Here is a 15,386-nt window from a genome sequence, read left to right on the forward strand (position 1 = left end):
CCCGCGCCCAGCCCTGGATCTGGGGGCGACCACCACCTCAACCTCGGGTCCTGCGCCGCACGTTCGTCTACCGGCTATGAGGAACGCAGCACTAGCGCCATTGGTGATCTGAGCCTGCCCGTCTCCCGGGGCCTCCTCTCCGGCGGCCGGGACGCCGGCCGAGGGAGCTTCGGCGACGATCAACTCTTCCAGCTTGCCGACCGACTCAAACGACAAACGCTCCATGGTCGTGGCGGTGAAGTTCCGCTCGAACATCGCCTCGGCCGCGCCCAGCACGCGTTCGATCCGGGTAGTCTTCGGCGGTTCGATCCTGTCTTCGCGGCAGCGCGCCAGCAACGCGCCGCGCAGTCGATCCCGCGACATCTCCACCGGGCAGATTTTGGTGGCCAGCCAGTCGGCGAGCTTGTCCTCATCGCCTACCGTCGGCTCACGGAAGCCGTAGAACTCCCGGATTTGCGCTCGGTGGTTCTTGATAGTCCGGCCGGACCAGTCGTAGGCGGCGAACAGCTGCGCGTCGACCTTCACCTGCCCCGCCATGAACTCCACCGCCGGGCGCGGCACGTCCTCCCGGCGAGGGAACCTCGCTTCCAGCTCGAAGAACTTCAGCATCAGCCCGAAGCCGAGCCGCGTCGCCCCGGACTTGTTCGCCAGTAGCGCGAACTCCTCCTCATCCAGCGTCCAGCACTCGATCAGGTCCTCTAACTCCCAGCCACGTCGCATGTCCGCACCCTTTCTCCCGACCTCTAACGGAGGGGCAGGAGAAACATGATTTGTAACCACTCGACTACCAACCGGTATGTCCGAGCTGTGATCGCGACGTGGCGGACCTGAGACGTAACGCTCAGTTACATTACTCCCGTCTCAAGCTGGCTTCCACCCCCGCGAGTCACTCGAACCACGATTACGCAGAGCTACTTTGCCCCTGGTGACGGCGACCCGAGTGCCGGGCCTCATCGGCGGGCTGCTCCTGGTGCTCCTGACCGGGTTCTGCTTCCGCGGAGAAGAGGCGGGCGCGGACCGGTGAGGTCACCCCGCCGCGACGCCTGCCGTGCCGGTGGCGGTCCTGGTGTCAGGATCGCGGAGCATGCGCAAGACGGTGGACCTCCGTCTTCACCGAGGCCGAGCGTGAAGATCAACACTCCGGTACATGCCGTCGCCACCTGGACGGATCACTTCCTGACGATCCACGGAGGCGGTGACAGCGGCCGTCTGCTGGTGTGTCAGGAACGCAGGAGGTTCGATGGCCGCGGCGGCAGTAGCGGGACCGCCGGTGGCAGGGGGGTGGCGGCTTCGGGGGAGAGGGCGTCGAGGATGAGGGTCAGATAGCGTCGCCAGCCGCCGCTGTGGGGATCCATTGTCGGCAGCACGCTGATGAGCATGGCCATGGCTCTGAAGATGTCCTCGGGGACGAGGTCGGCGCGGATGACGCCTGCTTGTTGTCCGCGGCGGGCGAGCAGGGTGAGCGGGTCGAAGAACCGGGTGGCGGCTTCGGCGGTGACGGCGCCGAGGTTGGTGGCGGTGGCCAGGATGTTGCGTTCGTTGATGGCCAGGGAGAGCGCGGCTTCCAGGACGGTGGCCAGGCCGCGTCGTGGCTGGTCGTCGTGCATGGCCTGTTCGATGGCGGGGGTGATCTGTTCGTCGAAGGCCTGGTCGAGGGCTGCCCGAAGTAGGGCTGTTTTGTCGGGAAAGTGGCGATAGAGCGTGGCGATGCCCACGTCGGCGCGGCGGGCGATCTCGTCGAGTTGGGTCTCAGGGCCGCGTTCGGCGTAGACCTGGCGTGCGGTTCGTGTGATCTTTTCGAAGTTGCGTGCCGCGTCGGCGCGCAGTGGTTTGGGGATGTCGGTGGCCACGGCTCCAGGATAGCAACCAATAGCTGACTCTCATTTGAGGTAGTATCCTGACATGAGTCATGTGATAGTTGACTATCTGTTGTGGGTGTCACGCGGGCGGCTCGGTGGTTCTGCCGCCGGTGCCGCGCGATGACCCGCGGGTTCTCGGACGTGCTCGGGGCAGGGAGGGGCCGGTGTCGGCGTCGCGATGCGGTCGAGCATCGCACCAATGCCGCCGAGCAGGGGGTGGCCGTGGCCCGTGACCTGCTTGGTCTCGAGACGCGGCGGCCGCTCGCGCCAGTGCCGTTCGCGGCCGGTGCCGCGCGGACTTCGATCGTTGGCGCGGCCGCTGTCTGACGCGGCCGGCCACCTCTTTCAAGGAGATGCCGATGAGTGTGAACGAGAGGGTTCTGAACTACCCGATTCCGAGCGACGCGGCGCTGGAGCCGCCCGCTGACTGGGCCGAACTGCGTGAGCGGTGCCCGGTGGCCCATGTCGAGCTGCCCAGTGGCGATCGGGCGTCGCTGCTGACCCGCTACGAGGACGTCAAGCGGGTGCTGGCCGATCCGCGCTTCACCCGCCGGCTCACCGCGCCCGACGCGGCCCGGCTGTCGGCCGAGGGCGACGGCGTGTTCAGCGGTCAGCTGGCGGGGATCATTCCCGACGGGGGTGAGGAGCATCGGCACTGGCGGCGCCTGGTCGGCAGGTGGTTCACCGCCAGGCGCATGACCGCGCTGCGGCCCGCCATGGTCCGGATCGCCGAGCGGCTCATCGACGACATGGTCGAGCGTGGCGCGCCCGGTGATCTCAAGGCCGGTCTGGGGTTCCCGCTGCCGGTCTACGTGATCTGCGACATGCTCGGTGTGCCCGCCGCCGATCGGGACCGGTTCTCGTACTGGTCCGACACGCTGCTCAACCTCACCCGCTACAGCAAGGCCGAGACCGAAGCGGCCCAGGGGGAGTTCGTCCGGTACATGTCCGAGCACGTCGCCGCCAAGCGCGCCGAGCCGGGTGAGGACCTGCTGAGTGAGCTGATCGCGGCCGGTGGTCCTGAGGACGGGGGGCTGTCCGACGTTCAGATCCTGGTCACCGGTATGGCGTTGCTGGTCGCCGGGCACGAGACCACCGCCAACATGATCGGCAAGATGGTGGCCATGTTGCTGGCCGACCGTACCCGGTGGGAGCGGCTGCTGGCCGATCCGTCGCTGGTTCGCACGGCGGTGGAGGAGGCGTTGCGTCTTGATGCCAACCCCGGTTTCGGTCTGCCTCGTTACCTGTGCGAGGAGGCCGAGGTCGGCGGTGCGGTACTGCCTCGCGGTACGACCGTGGTCTGCAGCATGGGCGCGGCCAATCGGGACGAGAGTGTTTTCGAGGCCGCCGGTCGGATGGACCTGACCCGCACGCCGAACCCGCATCTGGCCTTCGGTTCCGGAGCCCATTCCTGTCTCGGCCAGGCGCTGGCCCGTACCGAGCTGCAGGTGGTCCTGGAGGTGTTGCTGCGCAGGCTGCCCACTTTGGAGCTGGCCGTGCCGGTGGCGGAGCTGGAGCGTGTGGAGGGGCTGGCCGTCGGCGGTCTGCGTACGGTCCCGGTCCGCTGGTGACCCCGGGTCAATGGAGAGGAGTTCCCTGTGAAGGTCATCGTCGATGAGGGCAGGTGCTGCGGTGCCGGTCAGTGCGTGCTGATCGCGCCCGAGGTGTTCGACCAGCGTGACGAGGACGGCATCGTTGTCCTGCTGGAGCCTGAGCCGGCCGCGGATCGGCATGCCGCCGTCCGTGAGGCCGCCGCTGTCTGTCCCGCGGCCGCCATCCGTGTGGAGGACGACGGCTAGCGGTCAGCACCGGAGTGTCAGGCCGAGGTGCCGAGGCCGGCTGCCTGCGGAGCGTTGCGCGGGCTGCCGGCCTGCCGGCGCCGTACCGACAGGCAGGCGACGGCGCCGATCGCGATCACGGCGATGGGAAGCGCCAGGGTGGGCCGCATCGCCTGGACGACTCCGTGCTCGAAGGTGGAGGCCGCCGCCTGCTGGATGTGGTGGGCGAGACTCGCCGGTGTTCCCGGCGGCGGTTGGAACGCCGTCCCGGTCCGTCCGGCGCCGATCTCCAGGCCGTTCGCGGCGGCGTTGTCGAAGCCGGCCACGAACCGGTCGCGGACACCCGCCGGAAGGGCGGCGGCCCGCCTGGCCGCTTCGTCTCGCAGCGAGGCGGCCAGGCGGTTCTGCAGCAGGGCGCCGACCGCGGCGCTGCCGATGACCGTGCCGATCTGCCGGATCGTGTTCAGCACGCCGGAGGCGGCCCCGGCCATCCTCGGCTCGACGTTGTGCATCGCGACCGTGACCATCGGGCCGAACACGCAGCCGATGCCCGCCCCGGCCACGATCAGAGCCGGTTGGAACTCCCACCAGGCGCGGCCGACATCGGTGACCAGGGTGAGCCAGGCCATGCCGGCCGCGAACAGGACCAGGCCTGTCATCAGGACGTACTTGCCGCCGATCCGGTCCGCCGTCCGGCCGGCGATCGGTGACAGGACCGCCGACACCACCATCGCCGGCGCCATCACGAGTCCGGCTTCGAACGCGCTGAAGTTCAGCACCGACTGCAGATAGATCATCACCGGCAGGAACAGGCCGATCATCCCGACCTGGACGGTCGCGGACACGAAGCTCATGACCGCGTAGTCACGGTCGCGGAAGAGCACGAAGGGCAGCAGCGGTTCGCGGTGCTGCCGTGTGCCCTGGTGGGCCAGGAACACCACCAGCAGCAGCGCGGCCCCGCCCAGCAGCGCCCAGATCCCGGCGTTCCAGCCGTACCGCTGGCCCTCGGTGAGCCCGAAGGTCAGGCACACCAGTGTCGCCGTGGCGAGTATGACGCCCGGGACGTCCAGCCTGTGGCGGTTGCCGTGTCGGACGTCCGGTATGAGCGTGGCGGCCATCGTGAGTACGATCGCGCCGATCGGGACGTTCACGAAGAAGATCCAGCGCCAGTCGGCCGTGCTGACCAGGAGCCCGCCGAGCGTGGGCCCGGCGATCGTGGCCACGCCGGCGACCGCGCCCCAGACGCCGAGCGCCGTGCCCCGGCGTTCGGCCGGGAACGTGCCGACGATGATCGTCATCGTCTGCGGCATCAGCGCCGCCGCGCCCAGGCCTTGCGCGGCCCGGGCGGCGATGAGCTGGGCCGGATCCTGCGACAGGCCGCACAGCACCGACGCCACCGTGAACAGCGCGACGCCCCCGACGAACATGGTGCGCGGGCCGCGCGCGTCGCCCAGCCGGCCGAAGGTGATCAGCAGTGCGGCGAGGACGAGGATGTAGACGTTGATCACCCACAGCACCTCGTCCAGCGACGCGCGCAGGTCGTCGATCATGCTGGGGAGGGCGACGTTGACGGCCGTCAGGTCCAGCAGCGTCATGAAGAATCCCAGGCTGAGCGTCAGCAGTACCGCCCAGGGATCGCCACGCCATCTGCTCATTCCCATTCCTTTCATCGCCTTTCATCGGCTATCCGCTTCCCCGGGGAGCTTCGCCCGGCCGGACGGCGCCCCGCCGGGGTGTTGCCCGTGGACCTTGTCGAGATGGGCGCGCGACGCGTCGGCGACCGGCGCAGACACGCCCGTCTCGATCGCGTGATGCTTGACCTGCCCGATCGGCCCTGCCTGCGGGGACACGTCGAACTGCTCGGCCTCCGCCCCCCATGACCAGGATGCTAGCATGCTAGATAGTTAGCTCGTCGAGGGGAAAACACGTGTCTGTTCTCGTGGCCCCGCATCGGCGCGACCGCTCGTCCGGGCCGTTCTTCGTCGTCGAGGGGGCAGCGGTCAGAGCGGGACGGCGCCGTCCGGTGGTTCGATGGACTGCGCGTGCCGGAAGACGTTGTTCGGATCCCAGCGTCTCTTGGCTCGCTGCAGCCGGGGGTAGTTGGTGCCGTAGTACAGGGCCGGCCAGGGGACGCCGGAGGTGTTCCACTCCGGATCGCCGAGGTCGACGTCCGGGTAGCCGATGTAACAGCCGTCCGTGTGCCGGCCGGGCGAGGGCACGCCGTGCGGATACATGTCCCGGTACAGCGTGCGGATCCACCGCAACTGGTCGTCGCCGTCCTGTCCCTCCGGCCAGTAGGCCTGGTGCTGGAGCTTCAGGACGGAGTCGCGCTGCACCGTCGCGGTGTCACCGGGCCGTCGCCGGTTGATCGCGGAGCCGTAGGAGTCGATCTGCACCACCGCGTCGCGGGAGACCTCCCTGTCCCCGGTCAGCCCCCGCCACAGCGCGCTCACCTGGTCCTCGGGCAGGCGGGTGCGCATGTAGGCCGACTTGTGCTTGCCGCACCGGTCGTTGTGCGGCGCGCCCGTGACCTTCTCGACCACCGTCCAGGGCACGGCTGCGGGCTGGTGTGAGCCGGTGAAGAGGTCGCCCAGCGCGGCCAGGGAGGAGAACTCCCCGTGGGCCTCGGTGAGTGGATCCAGGTCCCGCCCCACGCCTGAGTTGATCTCGTGCTGGAAGCCGGTTATCAGCCTGCGGGCATCGGGGACCCCGGAGTCGATCTGGGCGATCAGGCCGATCTCGCCGCGGCCGGCGTGGCTCAGCAGCAGGATCCCGAACAGGTCGGCGTACTCGTCGTCCGGGCCGCCCTGGTGCCGCTCGAAGAAGGCGCCGAAGTTCTCCACGATCCTCCGGAAGCGGGCCTCGCCGACGTGCTCCCACTTCCAGCCGCCGGTGGCGAGGAAGACGCTCCTGGGGGCCCGGGGGAGGTGACGAAACCAGAGGCGGGTGATGACGCCGAAGTTGCCCCCACCGCCCCCGGTGTGCGCCCACCACAGGTCCGACAGGGCCTGGTCGGTGTCGTCGGCGGTGGCGGTGACCAGCTCGACCTCGCCGTTCTCCGCCACGACGGCGACCTCGACGGCGTGCAGGTAGTCGACGGTGAGCCCGTGCTGACGCGACAGCAGCCCGAACCCTCCGGCCACCACGTGGCCGCCGATCCCGACGGAGGGGCACGAGCCGCCGGGCAGTGCTCTGCCGGTCGGCAGGTACAGCTTCTTGTACAGGTGCCCGTTGGTGACGCCCGCCTCGACGCAGACGGTGTCGGTGGCCTCGTCGACCTGGACGCCGTCCATGAGTGACAGGTCGATGATGACCCGTACGTCCGGGGAGCACACGAAATCCTCGTAGCAGTGGCCGCCGGATCGCACCGTGATGCGCGACTTCTCCGGCGTCGACGGCTCGTCGAGGGCCTCCTGCAGGGCGTTCCCGACCTCCTCGCCCGTCCTGGGCAGCCGGATGTAGTCGGGCTCCGCGCGCCATCTGGGATTGAAGCCACGGCAGAGCGGCTCGTAGCGAGGGTCGTCAGGGCAGATCTTGATGCCGGACCGCCGGCCTGGCCTCATGGCTGTCACACCCTCCCCGATCACCGCCGCGCACGACGACGCTCCGGCCCGCCGCGGTACGCCGAAGGCCCACGATGGGGAGCGCGGGGTCTCCTCGGGGGCGGAACAGGACACCTCGATTGTGAACTCTCCGTGCCGACTCGGCTACTTACCGTGTCGGTACGATGGTGTGACGGGCGTTCACCGCCATCGCCCCCGGGGGCGTCGGCCGTACGGCTGGGCGCCCTCGTCGAGGCGTTCCGGTCGGTTAGGAGACCTAGAACTTGCCTAATGCTCCTAGGATAGGTCTAGTATTCCTAGATATGGCGCCGTGAAGGGTTCTGGCCGCCGGCCGGATCCCCCGGGCCCCGGCGGCTTCGGCCATCCCCGGCGCCGACGCCTCCTAGAGGCGCGCGCCCGACGTGTTGCGCCTCACACTCGAAGACTGGAAAGAGATGACATGGCCACATTGCGGGTACCGGGCGCGTGCCTCTACTACGAGGTCGGCGGCGGCGGCCCCGTGCTCCTCATGCTGCCGGGCGGTGGCGGTGACGCGGCCGTCTTCGACGTGATGGCCGGCCCGCTCACCGAGCACTTCACGCTCGTCACGGTGGATCCGCGCGGCTACTCGCACAGCCGCCTGGACGATCCGGCCCCCGTGGACCAGCGGGTCGAGGTGCAAAGCGACGACGCCTTCCGGCTGCTGGAGGTCGTGAGCCCCGACCGGCCCGCCTATGTCTTCGGCGGCAGCAGCGGGGCCATCGTCGGCCTCGACCTTCTCGCCCGGCACCCCTCCCGGGTGCGGCGGCTCGTCGCCCACGAACCGCCCTGCTTCGCCGTACTGCCTGACGCGGCCGAGCAGCGGGCCTTCGTCGAGGAGGTCCACCACCTCTTCCGCACGCGGGGGCTCGCCGCCGCCTCCGCACGGTTCCTGGAAGGCATCGGCGGCACCCTGAAGGGCCTGCCGGACCCCGGCTCGTTGCCGCCGCGAGCCGCCGAGATGATGACCCGGCTCATGGCCAACGCGCCGATCATGATGGAGCACGAACTGCGGCAGTTCACCTCCTACCTGCCCGACATGACCGCCCTCGGCGCCGCCGGAGACCGGCTGGTGCTCGCCGCGGGACGGGAGAGCAGGGGGCATCTGCCCTACCGGCCCGCCGCCGTCCTGGCCGAGCGCCTCGGCGTCGAGCTGGTCGAGTTCCCCGGTGCGCACAGCTTCACCGACGCGCCGGAGGAGTTCGCCGGGCGGCTGACCGAGGTGCTCCGCGCCTCCTGAGGCCCGGAGGGGGGCTCGTCGCGCGCGCGGGTCTCGCCGCCCCGGTGGTCCGGCCCCGGGGGCGGGGCCAGACCACCGGGGAAGGAGGTCAGAAGGAGTAGGGGCCGAAGCGGCCCCAGGCGACGACCACGGCGAGGACCAGCAGGACGACGTTGGCGCCGATCGCCTGGTTCTCCTTGCGGCGGACATGGACGACGGCCGCGCCGACCATGGTGATCGCCAGGCCGGTCGCCGCCAGCGGGGTGAGGACCGGGGCGATGCCGAGCGCCGCGGGCAGGATCAGGCCGATCGCGCCCAGCACCTCCAGGCCGCCGATCGCCTTGATCGCGACGGCGGAGAAGTCCTCGGTCCAGGCCATGCCGGACGCGGCGAGCCTCTCCTTCGGCTGGGCCAGCTTCATCAGCCCGGCCAGGGCGAACGCGGCGGCCAGCAGGCCGGCGACGATCCACAGTGCGACGTTCATCGGGGTCTCGATCCTCGGATTTCGACGTGAGAGTTCACGTTGGAGCCAGGCGCGTTCACTTGACGCGTCAAATGAACTCTGCCCCTGAATTAGTTGATTCGTCAAGTGATTCGGAGATCCGTTGAGTTGACGAATCAAGTTATGGTGGTGGTCATGGAAGCAACGCGGGACCCGGCTGAGCAGCCGGCCGGAGAGCGGATCGAGGAGTCGCGCTGGCTGGGGGAGGAGGAGATGCAGGCCTGGCTGGGGCTGGCCAGCATGCTGATCCGCCTGCCCGCCGCCCTCGACCGGCAACTGCAGCGCGACGCCGGGATCAGCCACTTCGAGTACCAGGTGCTCGCGGGCCTGTCGATGAGTCCCGGGCGCACCATGCGGATGAGCGACCTGGCCGAGATCGCCGACGGATCGCTGTCGCGCCTGTCGCACACCGTCACCCGGCTGGAGAAACGCGGCTGGGTGCGCCGCACCCCCGACCCCGCCGATGGCCGCTACACCCTCGCGATCCTCACCGACGGCGGCTGGGACAAGGTCGTCGCCACCGCCCCCGGCCATGTCGACGCGGTCCGCACCTACGTGATCGACCCGCTCACCAAGGCGCAGATCCGGCAGCTCGCCCAGATCGGCGACCGGATCAGCAACGCCATCGACCCCGGCGGCTCCTGCCCCTCCGGACGCTTCACCTGACGCCGGCCGGGGCCGCTCGTCCCCTCCCGGCCGCACGGTCCCGGCACTCCCGGACGGGCCGGAAGGGAGGTCCCATCCGGTGGGAGAGAGACGGCGGGGGCGTACCGGATCAGCCCGTGGACGTACGCGGGGCGGTCCGGGCGAGGTGTCCGGCAGGGCCGGTTCCGGGGAAAACAGCAGGTCAGGGCCGGTGAGCCGGGCAGGCGCCCGAGGCGGGACGCGCGCGGCGCGCGAGCGGGGGAAACCAGACCGGAGGCTGACGCGCCGGTCCGCTCACGCGGCCTAGGGTCTGTCGTCGAACCGGGGCGCGGAGATCATCAGGACGTTGTCCGCGCGGGGCCGGTCGTGTTCGGCACAGTACGGGAGGACAACGTGATGCGTGGGCGAAGGACGGTCGCGGCCGGGGCCGTGATGGCGGTCCTGGCGGGCGGCGCGGTGGCGGGTGCGCGGGCGGGGGCCGGTACGGCGTGGGCGGAGGGCGGCCGTGCCCCGGGAGAGGGGATGGCCCGCTTCCAGCGGCAGGAGGTCGTCTGGCGCGGCTGCCAGGCCGGCCCGGACGACGCGAGCGGTAAGGAACTGGACGAGGCCGGGGCCCGGTGCGCGGAGATCACCGTGCCGCTGGACTACAGCCGCCCGGACGGGCGGACCATCAAGATCGCGGTGTCCCGGCTGAAGGCCACCGACTCCCGGCGCCGGCGAGGGGTGCTGCTGTACAACCCGGGCGGTCCCGGCGTTCCCGCGATGTATCTGGCGTTGAAGGTCAGGCAGGCCGAGCCCGCGGTGGCGGCCCGTTACGACCTGGTGGGGATGGACCCCCGCTTCGTCGGGCGGAGCGGCCCCCTGAACTGCGGGTGGCCGAGTGGCATCGTCGGTTCGGCCGGGCCGGATCGGCGTACTTTCGACCAGGGCGTGGCGACGGCCAGGGACCTGGCGGCCCGCTGCGCCGTCCACAGGGATGTGCTGCCCCACATCTCCACCCGTAACACGGCCCGGGACATGGACGTGGTGCGGGCGGTTCTCGGCGAGGCGAAGCTGTCCTACCTCGGCTCGTCGTACGGCACCTATCTGGGCGCGGTCTATCTTCAGCTGTTCCCCCGCCGCGCCGATCGGGTCGTGCTGGACAGCGCCGTGAACACCGAGTTGTTCGGCCCCGACCTGACGAGCACGCAGGGCCCGGCTCTGGCGGCGGCGCTGGAGAACTGGGCGGCGTGGGCGGCCCGTCACAACGGCCGTTACCGTCTGGGGGCGACCACGGCCGAGGTGCTGGCCACGGTGAGCCGGATCAACCAGGCCGTCAACCGCGGCCCGCTGCGCGTCGGCGGTCACCGGGTCGACGCCCGTGTGCTGCCCATGGTCCTGTTCACCGTCACCTCCGGTGACAGCGAGGAGGTCTATGCCGGTTTCGCCGCCGACATCCGGGTCCTGCGGGACGCCGCCCGAGGGGCCGAGGTCACACCCACCGAGGTTCTGGATCAGGTTCTGACCGGTCTGTCCTCTCCGGACGCGGACGGATCCGCCAGCGCCCAGACAGCGATCTTCTGCGCGGACCGGGCGGCCTCGCGCGATCCCGAGACCTACTACCGCGACATCCAGGCACATCGTGCCGACGAGCCGCTGTTCGGCCCGCTGATCCGCAACCTCACCCCCTGCTCGTTCTGGCCGGCCGCCCCCGCCGAACCTCCCACCCGGGTCCGTAACGACGTGCCGCTCCTGATGGTGGGGGCCGACGGTGACCCGGGGGCGGTCTACTCCGGCCAGCAGGTCACCCACCGGGCTCTGCGCGGTTCTCGCCTCGTCACCTTGCGCGGAGCCTTCCGGCACACGGTGTACGCGGGGCTGTTCGCTCCGCCGAACGCGTGCGTCGACGACGTCGTCAACCGGTACCTGGTCGACGGTGTCCTGCCGGACAGGGACTCCACCTGTCTCGTCGCCCGCGGCGGCAGATGACTCTCCTCGGCCGGGTGGTGGGGCGGGGCAGGGACGAGGCCGGCAGGGGGCGCGCCGTCCGGGTCTCCGACGTCGCCGTGTGGGATAATCTCCCCTGTCAGCCGCCTTCCGGCACGTTCCCCCTCTGACCGGACGAGGGAGGAACCAGCATGGACATCACGCCGCAGGCGATGGTCATCCCCAAGGAGACCGGCCAGGTCGGACACCGATCGACCTGTCCAGGCCGCCGCACCCCTTCACCGAGGCAGGCAACACCGAGTTCAACATGTTCCTGTGGATGCCCCCCCACCGCGGAACGGGCCGGTGACGTGCTCCTGGCCGACTCCACGATCTTCAGCTCGCTGTTCGGCGGCGAGAGCCTGCGTGCCTTCTGGCGCAACATCGCGCCGACGAAGTAGCGCCAGGGGAAAGGGGGTGCCCGTGACCGCACCGGCGCACGCCGAGCTCGAACTCGGCGACATCCAGCGCGGGGTCCTCAGCCCCCGGCCGAGCCCGTACGCGGCGGCCTACATCCTGTTCCGCATCGACGACCGCGCACACGGACGGGAGCTGATGCGGCGGGTGCGCGCGGTGGTGACCTCGGCCGCCGACACGGCGAGCCCGCTGGGCGAGACCTGGGTGAGCGTCGCGCTCACCTACCACGGTCTCAGGGCTCTGGGGGTGCCGGAAGAGTCGCTGGAGACGTTCTCCTGGGAGTTCCGGCAGGGCATGGCCGCCCGGGCCCCGGTACTGGGCGACGTCGGCGACAGCGCCCCGGAGAACTGGGAGGCACCGCTGGGCACGCCCGACGTCCACGTGGTCCTGGTGGCCCTCGCCCCCGACGGCGCCCGGCTGGAGGCGGCCGTCGACCGCGCCCGCCCGGCCTACCACGCCCTGCCCGGCGTGACCGCGATCTGGCGGCAGGACTGTCACGCGCTGCCCACCGAGACCGAACCGTTCGGCTACCGCGACGGCATCAGCCATCCGGCCGTCGAGGGCAGCGGCATCGCCGGATCCAACCCGATGGAGGCACCGCTCAGGGCCGGGGAGTTCGTGCTCGGCTACCCCGACGAACTCGGCGGCGTCCAGGCCCCGCAGCCCGAAGTGCTGGGGCGCAACGGCACCTACGTGGCCTTCCGTAAGCTTCACCAGCGCGTCGCCGCCTTCCGCCGCTACCTGAGGGACAACTCCACCGGCCCCGAGGACGAGGAACTGCTGGCCGCCAAGATCATGGGCCGCTGGCGCAGCGGCGCGCCGCTGGCGCTCAGCCCGGACCGCGACGACCCCGGCCTGGGCGCCGACCCCGGCCGCAACAACGCCTTCCTGTACGGGCGTGACGATCCGGCGGGATTCGTCACGCCCGGCGGCTGCCACATCCGCCGGGGCAACCCGCGCGACGCGGCGGTGGCGGGTGTGCCGAGGCTGCACCGGATGATCAGGCGCGGTACCGCCTACGGTCCGCCGCTGCCCGAGGGGGTCCTGGAGGACGACGGGGCCGACCGCGGGCTGATGTTCACCTTCGTCGGAGCGCACCTGGGGCGGCAGTTCGAGTTCGTCCAGTCCGAGTGGATGAACGACGGCGTCTTCTTCGGCGCGGGCGACGCCCGCGACCCCGTCGTCGGCTCCGGCGACGGCCACGGTGACTTCACCATCCCCCGCAGGCCGCTCCGGCGGCGCCTGCGAGGACTGCCGCGCTTCGTCGTCACCCGCGGCGGCGAGTACTGCTTCATGCCCTCGCTGAGCGCCATGGGCTGGCTCGGTGATCTCAACGGCTGACGACGCGGCGGGCGCCACCGAGGCGCGTCGTCCGCGGCCGCACCGCCCGGGACGCGTGGCGGCGTCCGAACCGCCCGGCCGCGGGACGGCCGACGCCGGGACGCACGGGCCGGTGACCGTCACGCCCCCCTTCCTCCCCGGAACGGCCGGGAGGGGTGATGCGGCGACGCGTGCGGAGTTAGCTTTGTATTGACGCTCCGTCCCCCGGCGCCAGTCGCTCGGTGCGCCCGACATGACGGAGGAACCCATGAACGACTATCCACAGATCGCGGACCACGGGCTGATCGGGGACCTGCAGACCGCCGCTCTCGTCTCCAGCACGGGCACCATCGACTGGTGGTGCACGCCCCGCTTCGACTCTCCGAGCGTCTTCGCCTCCATCCTCGACAGCGAGCGCGGCGGACACTGCCGGCTCTCCGCCGACGTGGACGGCACCGCCGGAGCCGCCGTCCGGCAGCTCTACCTGCCGGACACCGCGGTCCTGGTCACCCGTTTCATGGCCCCCGGCGGTGTCGGCGAGGTCGCCGACTTCATGGAGCCGAACCCCTCCGCCGTCCCCTCCGACCGGCACCGCCTGGTACGGGTCGCCCGCGTGGTCCGCGGCAGCCTGCCCTTCACCCTCACCTGCCAGCCCCGGTTCGACTACGGGCGGGCACCGCACACCCTCACCGTCCTCGACGACGGCTCGGCCCTCTTCCGCGGCCCCGGGCTGGACCTGCACCTGCAGACCAGCACCCCCATCACGCTGTATCCGGACGGCAGCGACGTCACCGCCCGCTTCACCCTCCACGCCGACGAGGCGGTCGCCGTCACCCTGACCGCCGACAGCGGAGGCCGGCTCGCCGTCACCCCCCTGACCGGCGGCGACGTGCGCGACAGCGTCCACGCCTGCGAGGACTTCTGGCTCGGCTGGCTGCGAGGATCGCGCTACCGGGGCCGCTGGCAGGAGATGGTCTGCCGTGCCGCGATCACCCTCAAACTGCTCACCTACGCGCCCACCGGCGCGCCGATCGCCGCCGCCACCATGGGCCTGCCGGAGCAGATCGGCGGCGAGCGCAACTGGGACTACCGATACACCTGGATCCGCGACGCCTCCCTGTCCGTCAGAGCCCTGATCGACCTCGGCTTCGTCGAGGAGGCCCAGGCCTTCCGCCACTGGCTGCGAGACCGCCTCGACGCCGGCGGAACCGCCTCGGGGGAGCCGCTGCAGATCATGTACCGGATCGACGGAGACCCCAACCTGACCGAGGAGGTCCTCGGCCACCTGGAGGGATACCAGAAGTCCGCGCCGGTCCGGGCCGGCAACGCCGCCGCCGACCAGATCCAGCTCGACATCTACGGCGAGGCCTCCGACGCCCTGGCCCAGGCCCAGGACATCGGGGGCTTCCACGGCTGGCAGGTCTTCGCCGGTCTCCTCGACTGGCTGGCCGACACCTGGGACCGCCCCGACGAGGGCATATGGGAAACCCGCGGCGGACGCCAGGAGTTCACCTACAGCCGCCTGATGACCTGGGTCGCCTTCGACCGCGGCATCCGCATGGCCACCGCCTACTCCCGCCCCGCCGACCTGACCCGCTGGGCGGCCGTCCGCGACACCGTCTTCAACCAGATCGTCGAACGCGGCTGGCACTCCAAGCGGGAGGCGTTCGTCCAGCACTACGCCACCGATGTCCTGGACGCCTCGCTCCTGCTCATGCCCCGCGTCGGGTTCGTCTCCCCCCGCGACCCGGCCTGGCTGACCACCCTGGACGCCATGGGCCGGGAACTGGTCAGCGACAGTCTCGTCTACCGTTACGACCCCGACGCCTCCCCGGACGGGCTCCGCGGCTCCGAGGGCACCTTCAACCTGTGCACCTTCCTCTACGTCGAGGCCCTCGCCCGCGCCGGACGGCTGCGCCAGGCACGGTACGCCTTCGACAAGATGCTCACCTACGCCAACCACGTCGGCCTGTTCGCCGAGGAGATCGGCCCGTCGGGCGAGCAACTCGGCAACTTCCCGCAGGCCTTCACCCACCTCGCGCTCGTCGCCGCCGCCATGGCGCTCGACGAACAGCTCGACCAGGCCGAAAAGTGATCGCC

At 70.7% G+C, this 15,386-nt stretch carries 14 protein-coding genes; 9 read left to right on the forward strand and 5 right to left on the reverse strand.

What is annotated here, in order from left to right; genetic code table 11:
• Together AB0N02_RS21600 and AB0N02_RS21605 are read right to left on the reverse strand one after the other, a co-directional pair.
• On the reverse strand, positions 1–720 hold a 720-nt coding region (locus AB0N02_RS21600; RefSeq protein ID WP_363949228.1), incomplete at its 3' end, for a DUF4158 domain-containing protein.
• Positions 721–1,220: 500 nt separating this feature from the next.
• Positions 1,221–1,850 (reverse strand): helix-turn-helix domain-containing protein, encoded by a 630-nt coding sequence (locus tag AB0N02_RS21605; protein ID WP_363949230.1) that lies wholly within the window; start codon positions 1,848–1,850, stop codon positions 1,221–1,223.
• Positions 1,851–2,218: 368 nt separating this feature from the next.
• Here AB0N02_RS21605 and AB0N02_RS21610 point away from each other — a divergent pair, with 368 nt between their 5' ends.
• Together AB0N02_RS21610 and AB0N02_RS21615 are read left to right on the forward strand one after the other, a co-directional pair.
• The gene (locus AB0N02_RS21610) at positions 2,219–3,430 is read left to right on the forward strand and encodes a cytochrome P450 (protein WP_363949233.1); all 1,212 of its coding nucleotides are present in this window, start codon (positions 2,219–2,221) and stop codon (positions 3,428–3,430) included.
• A 27-nt stretch (positions 3,431–3,457) separates the two neighbouring features.
• Positions 3,458–3,658, forward strand: coding sequence for a ferredoxin (locus AB0N02_RS21615; RefSeq protein ID WP_363949236.1), 201 nt, complete (start codon positions 3,458–3,460; stop codon positions 3,656–3,658).
• A 17-nt stretch (positions 3,659–3,675) separates the two neighbouring features.
• Here the strand turns inward: AB0N02_RS21615 and AB0N02_RS21620 are convergent, their stop codons facing one another.
• On the reverse strand, positions 3,676–5,292 hold the full coding sequence (locus tag AB0N02_RS21620; RefSeq protein WP_363949238.1) for a DHA2 family efflux MFS transporter permease subunit: 1,617 nt from the start codon (positions 5,290–5,292) through the stop codon (positions 3,676–3,678).
• Between the two features lie 87 nt (positions 5,293–5,379).
• Here AB0N02_RS21620 and AB0N02_RS21625 point away from each other — a divergent pair, with 87 nt between their 5' ends.
• Positions 5,380–5,517 (forward strand): hypothetical protein, encoded by a 138-nt coding sequence (locus tag AB0N02_RS21625; protein WP_363949239.1) that lies wholly within the window; start codon positions 5,380–5,382, stop codon positions 5,515–5,517.
• Positions 5,518–5,637: 120 nt separating this feature from the next.
• Here the strand turns inward: AB0N02_RS21625 and AB0N02_RS21630 are convergent, their stop codons facing one another.
• The gene (locus AB0N02_RS21630; RefSeq protein ID WP_363949241.1) at positions 5,638–7,200 is read right to left on the reverse strand and encodes an FAD-binding oxidoreductase; all 1,563 of its coding nucleotides are present in this window, start codon (positions 7,198–7,200) and stop codon (positions 5,638–5,640) included.
• A 439-nt stretch (positions 7,201–7,639) separates the two neighbouring features.
• On the opposite strand from AB0N02_RS21630, the gene AB0N02_RS21635 reads away from it, so the two are divergent.
• Positions 7,640–8,458 carry an alpha/beta hydrolase gene (locus AB0N02_RS21635; RefSeq protein WP_363949243.1) on the forward strand — a complete coding sequence of 273 codons (819 nt, stop codon included), beginning with the start codon at positions 7,640–7,642 and terminating at the stop codon, positions 8,456–8,458.
• Between the two features lie 88 nt (positions 8,459–8,546).
• Here the strand turns inward: AB0N02_RS21635 and AB0N02_RS21640 are convergent, their stop codons facing one another.
• Entirely contained in the window at positions 8,547–8,921 is a 375-nt protein-coding gene (locus AB0N02_RS21640; protein WP_363949245.1) for a DoxX family protein, read from the reverse strand.
• A 153-nt stretch (positions 8,922–9,074) separates the two neighbouring features.
• On the opposite strand from AB0N02_RS21640, the gene AB0N02_RS21645 reads away from it, so the two are divergent.
• The 5 genes from AB0N02_RS21645 to AB0N02_RS21665 all read left to right on the forward strand — a co-directional run bounded on the left by AB0N02_RS21645 (position 9,075) and on the right by AB0N02_RS21665 (position 15,381).
• Positions 9,075–9,605, forward strand: a complete 531-nt coding sequence (locus tag AB0N02_RS21645) for a MarR family transcriptional regulator (protein ID WP_363949247.1) — start codon at positions 9,075–9,077, stop codon at positions 9,603–9,605.
• A gap of 375 nt (positions 9,606–9,980) precedes the next feature.
• A complete protein-coding gene (locus AB0N02_RS21650) occupies positions 9,981–11,552 on the forward strand; it encodes an alpha/beta hydrolase (RefSeq protein WP_363949250.1) in 1,572 nt (523 codons plus the stop codon).
• 149 nt (positions 11,553–11,701) lie between these two features.
• Positions 11,702–11,950, forward strand: a complete 249-nt coding sequence (locus AB0N02_RS21655) for a hypothetical protein (RefSeq protein WP_363949253.1) — start codon at positions 11,702–11,704, stop codon at positions 11,948–11,950.
• A gap of 22 nt (positions 11,951–11,972) precedes the next feature.
• Positions 11,973–13,307, forward strand: coding sequence for a Dyp-type peroxidase (locus AB0N02_RS21660; RefSeq protein ID WP_363949256.1), 1,335 nt, complete (start codon positions 11,973–11,975; stop codon positions 13,305–13,307).
• A 247-nt stretch (positions 13,308–13,554) separates the two neighbouring features.
• A complete protein-coding gene (locus AB0N02_RS21665) occupies positions 13,555–15,381 on the forward strand; it encodes a glycoside hydrolase family 15 protein (RefSeq protein ID WP_363949258.1) in 1,827 nt (608 codons plus the stop codon).
• The last annotated feature ends 5 nt before the right edge of the window (positions 15,382–15,386 follow it).

Source organism: Streptosporangium sp. NPDC051022, assembly GCF_040683035.1.
In the GTDB taxonomy this organism is placed as follows: domain Bacteria; phylum Actinomycetota; class Actinomycetes; order Streptosporangiales; family Streptosporangiaceae; genus Streptosporangium.

Coding starts and splice junctions, on each gene's coding strand:
- AB0N02_RS21640 (WP_363949245.1), bottom strand. CDS start 8,921: ATGAACGTCGCACTGTGGATCGTCGCCGGCCTGCTGGCCGCCGCGTTC.
- AB0N02_RS21635 (WP_363949243.1), top strand. CDS start 7,640: ATGGCCACATTGCGGGTACCGGGCGCGTGCCTCTACTACGAGGTCGGC.
- AB0N02_RS21645 (WP_363949247.1), top strand. CDS start 9,075: ATGGAAGCAACGCGGGACCCGGCTGAGCAGCCGGCCGGAGAGCGGATC.
- AB0N02_RS21610 (WP_363949233.1), top strand. CDS start 2,219: ATGAGTGTGAACGAGAGGGTTCTGAACTACCCGATTCCGAGCGACGCG.
- AB0N02_RS21650 (WP_363949250.1), top strand. CDS start 9,981: ATGCGTGGGCGAAGGACGGTCGCGGCCGGGGCCGTGATGGCGGTCCTG.
- AB0N02_RS21620 (WP_363949238.1), bottom strand. CDS start 5,292: ATGAGCAGATGGCGTGGCGATCCCTGGGCGGTACTGCTGACGCTCAGC.
- AB0N02_RS21630 (WP_363949241.1), bottom strand. CDS start 7,200: ATGAGGCCAGGCCGGCGGTCCGGCATCAAGATCTGCCCTGACGACCCT.
- AB0N02_RS21665 (WP_363949258.1), top strand. CDS start 13,555: ATGAACGACTATCCACAGATCGCGGACCACGGGCTGATCGGGGACCTG.
- AB0N02_RS21655 (WP_363949253.1), top strand. CDS start 11,702: ATGGACATCACGCCGCAGGCGATGGTCATCCCCAAGGAGACCGGCCAG.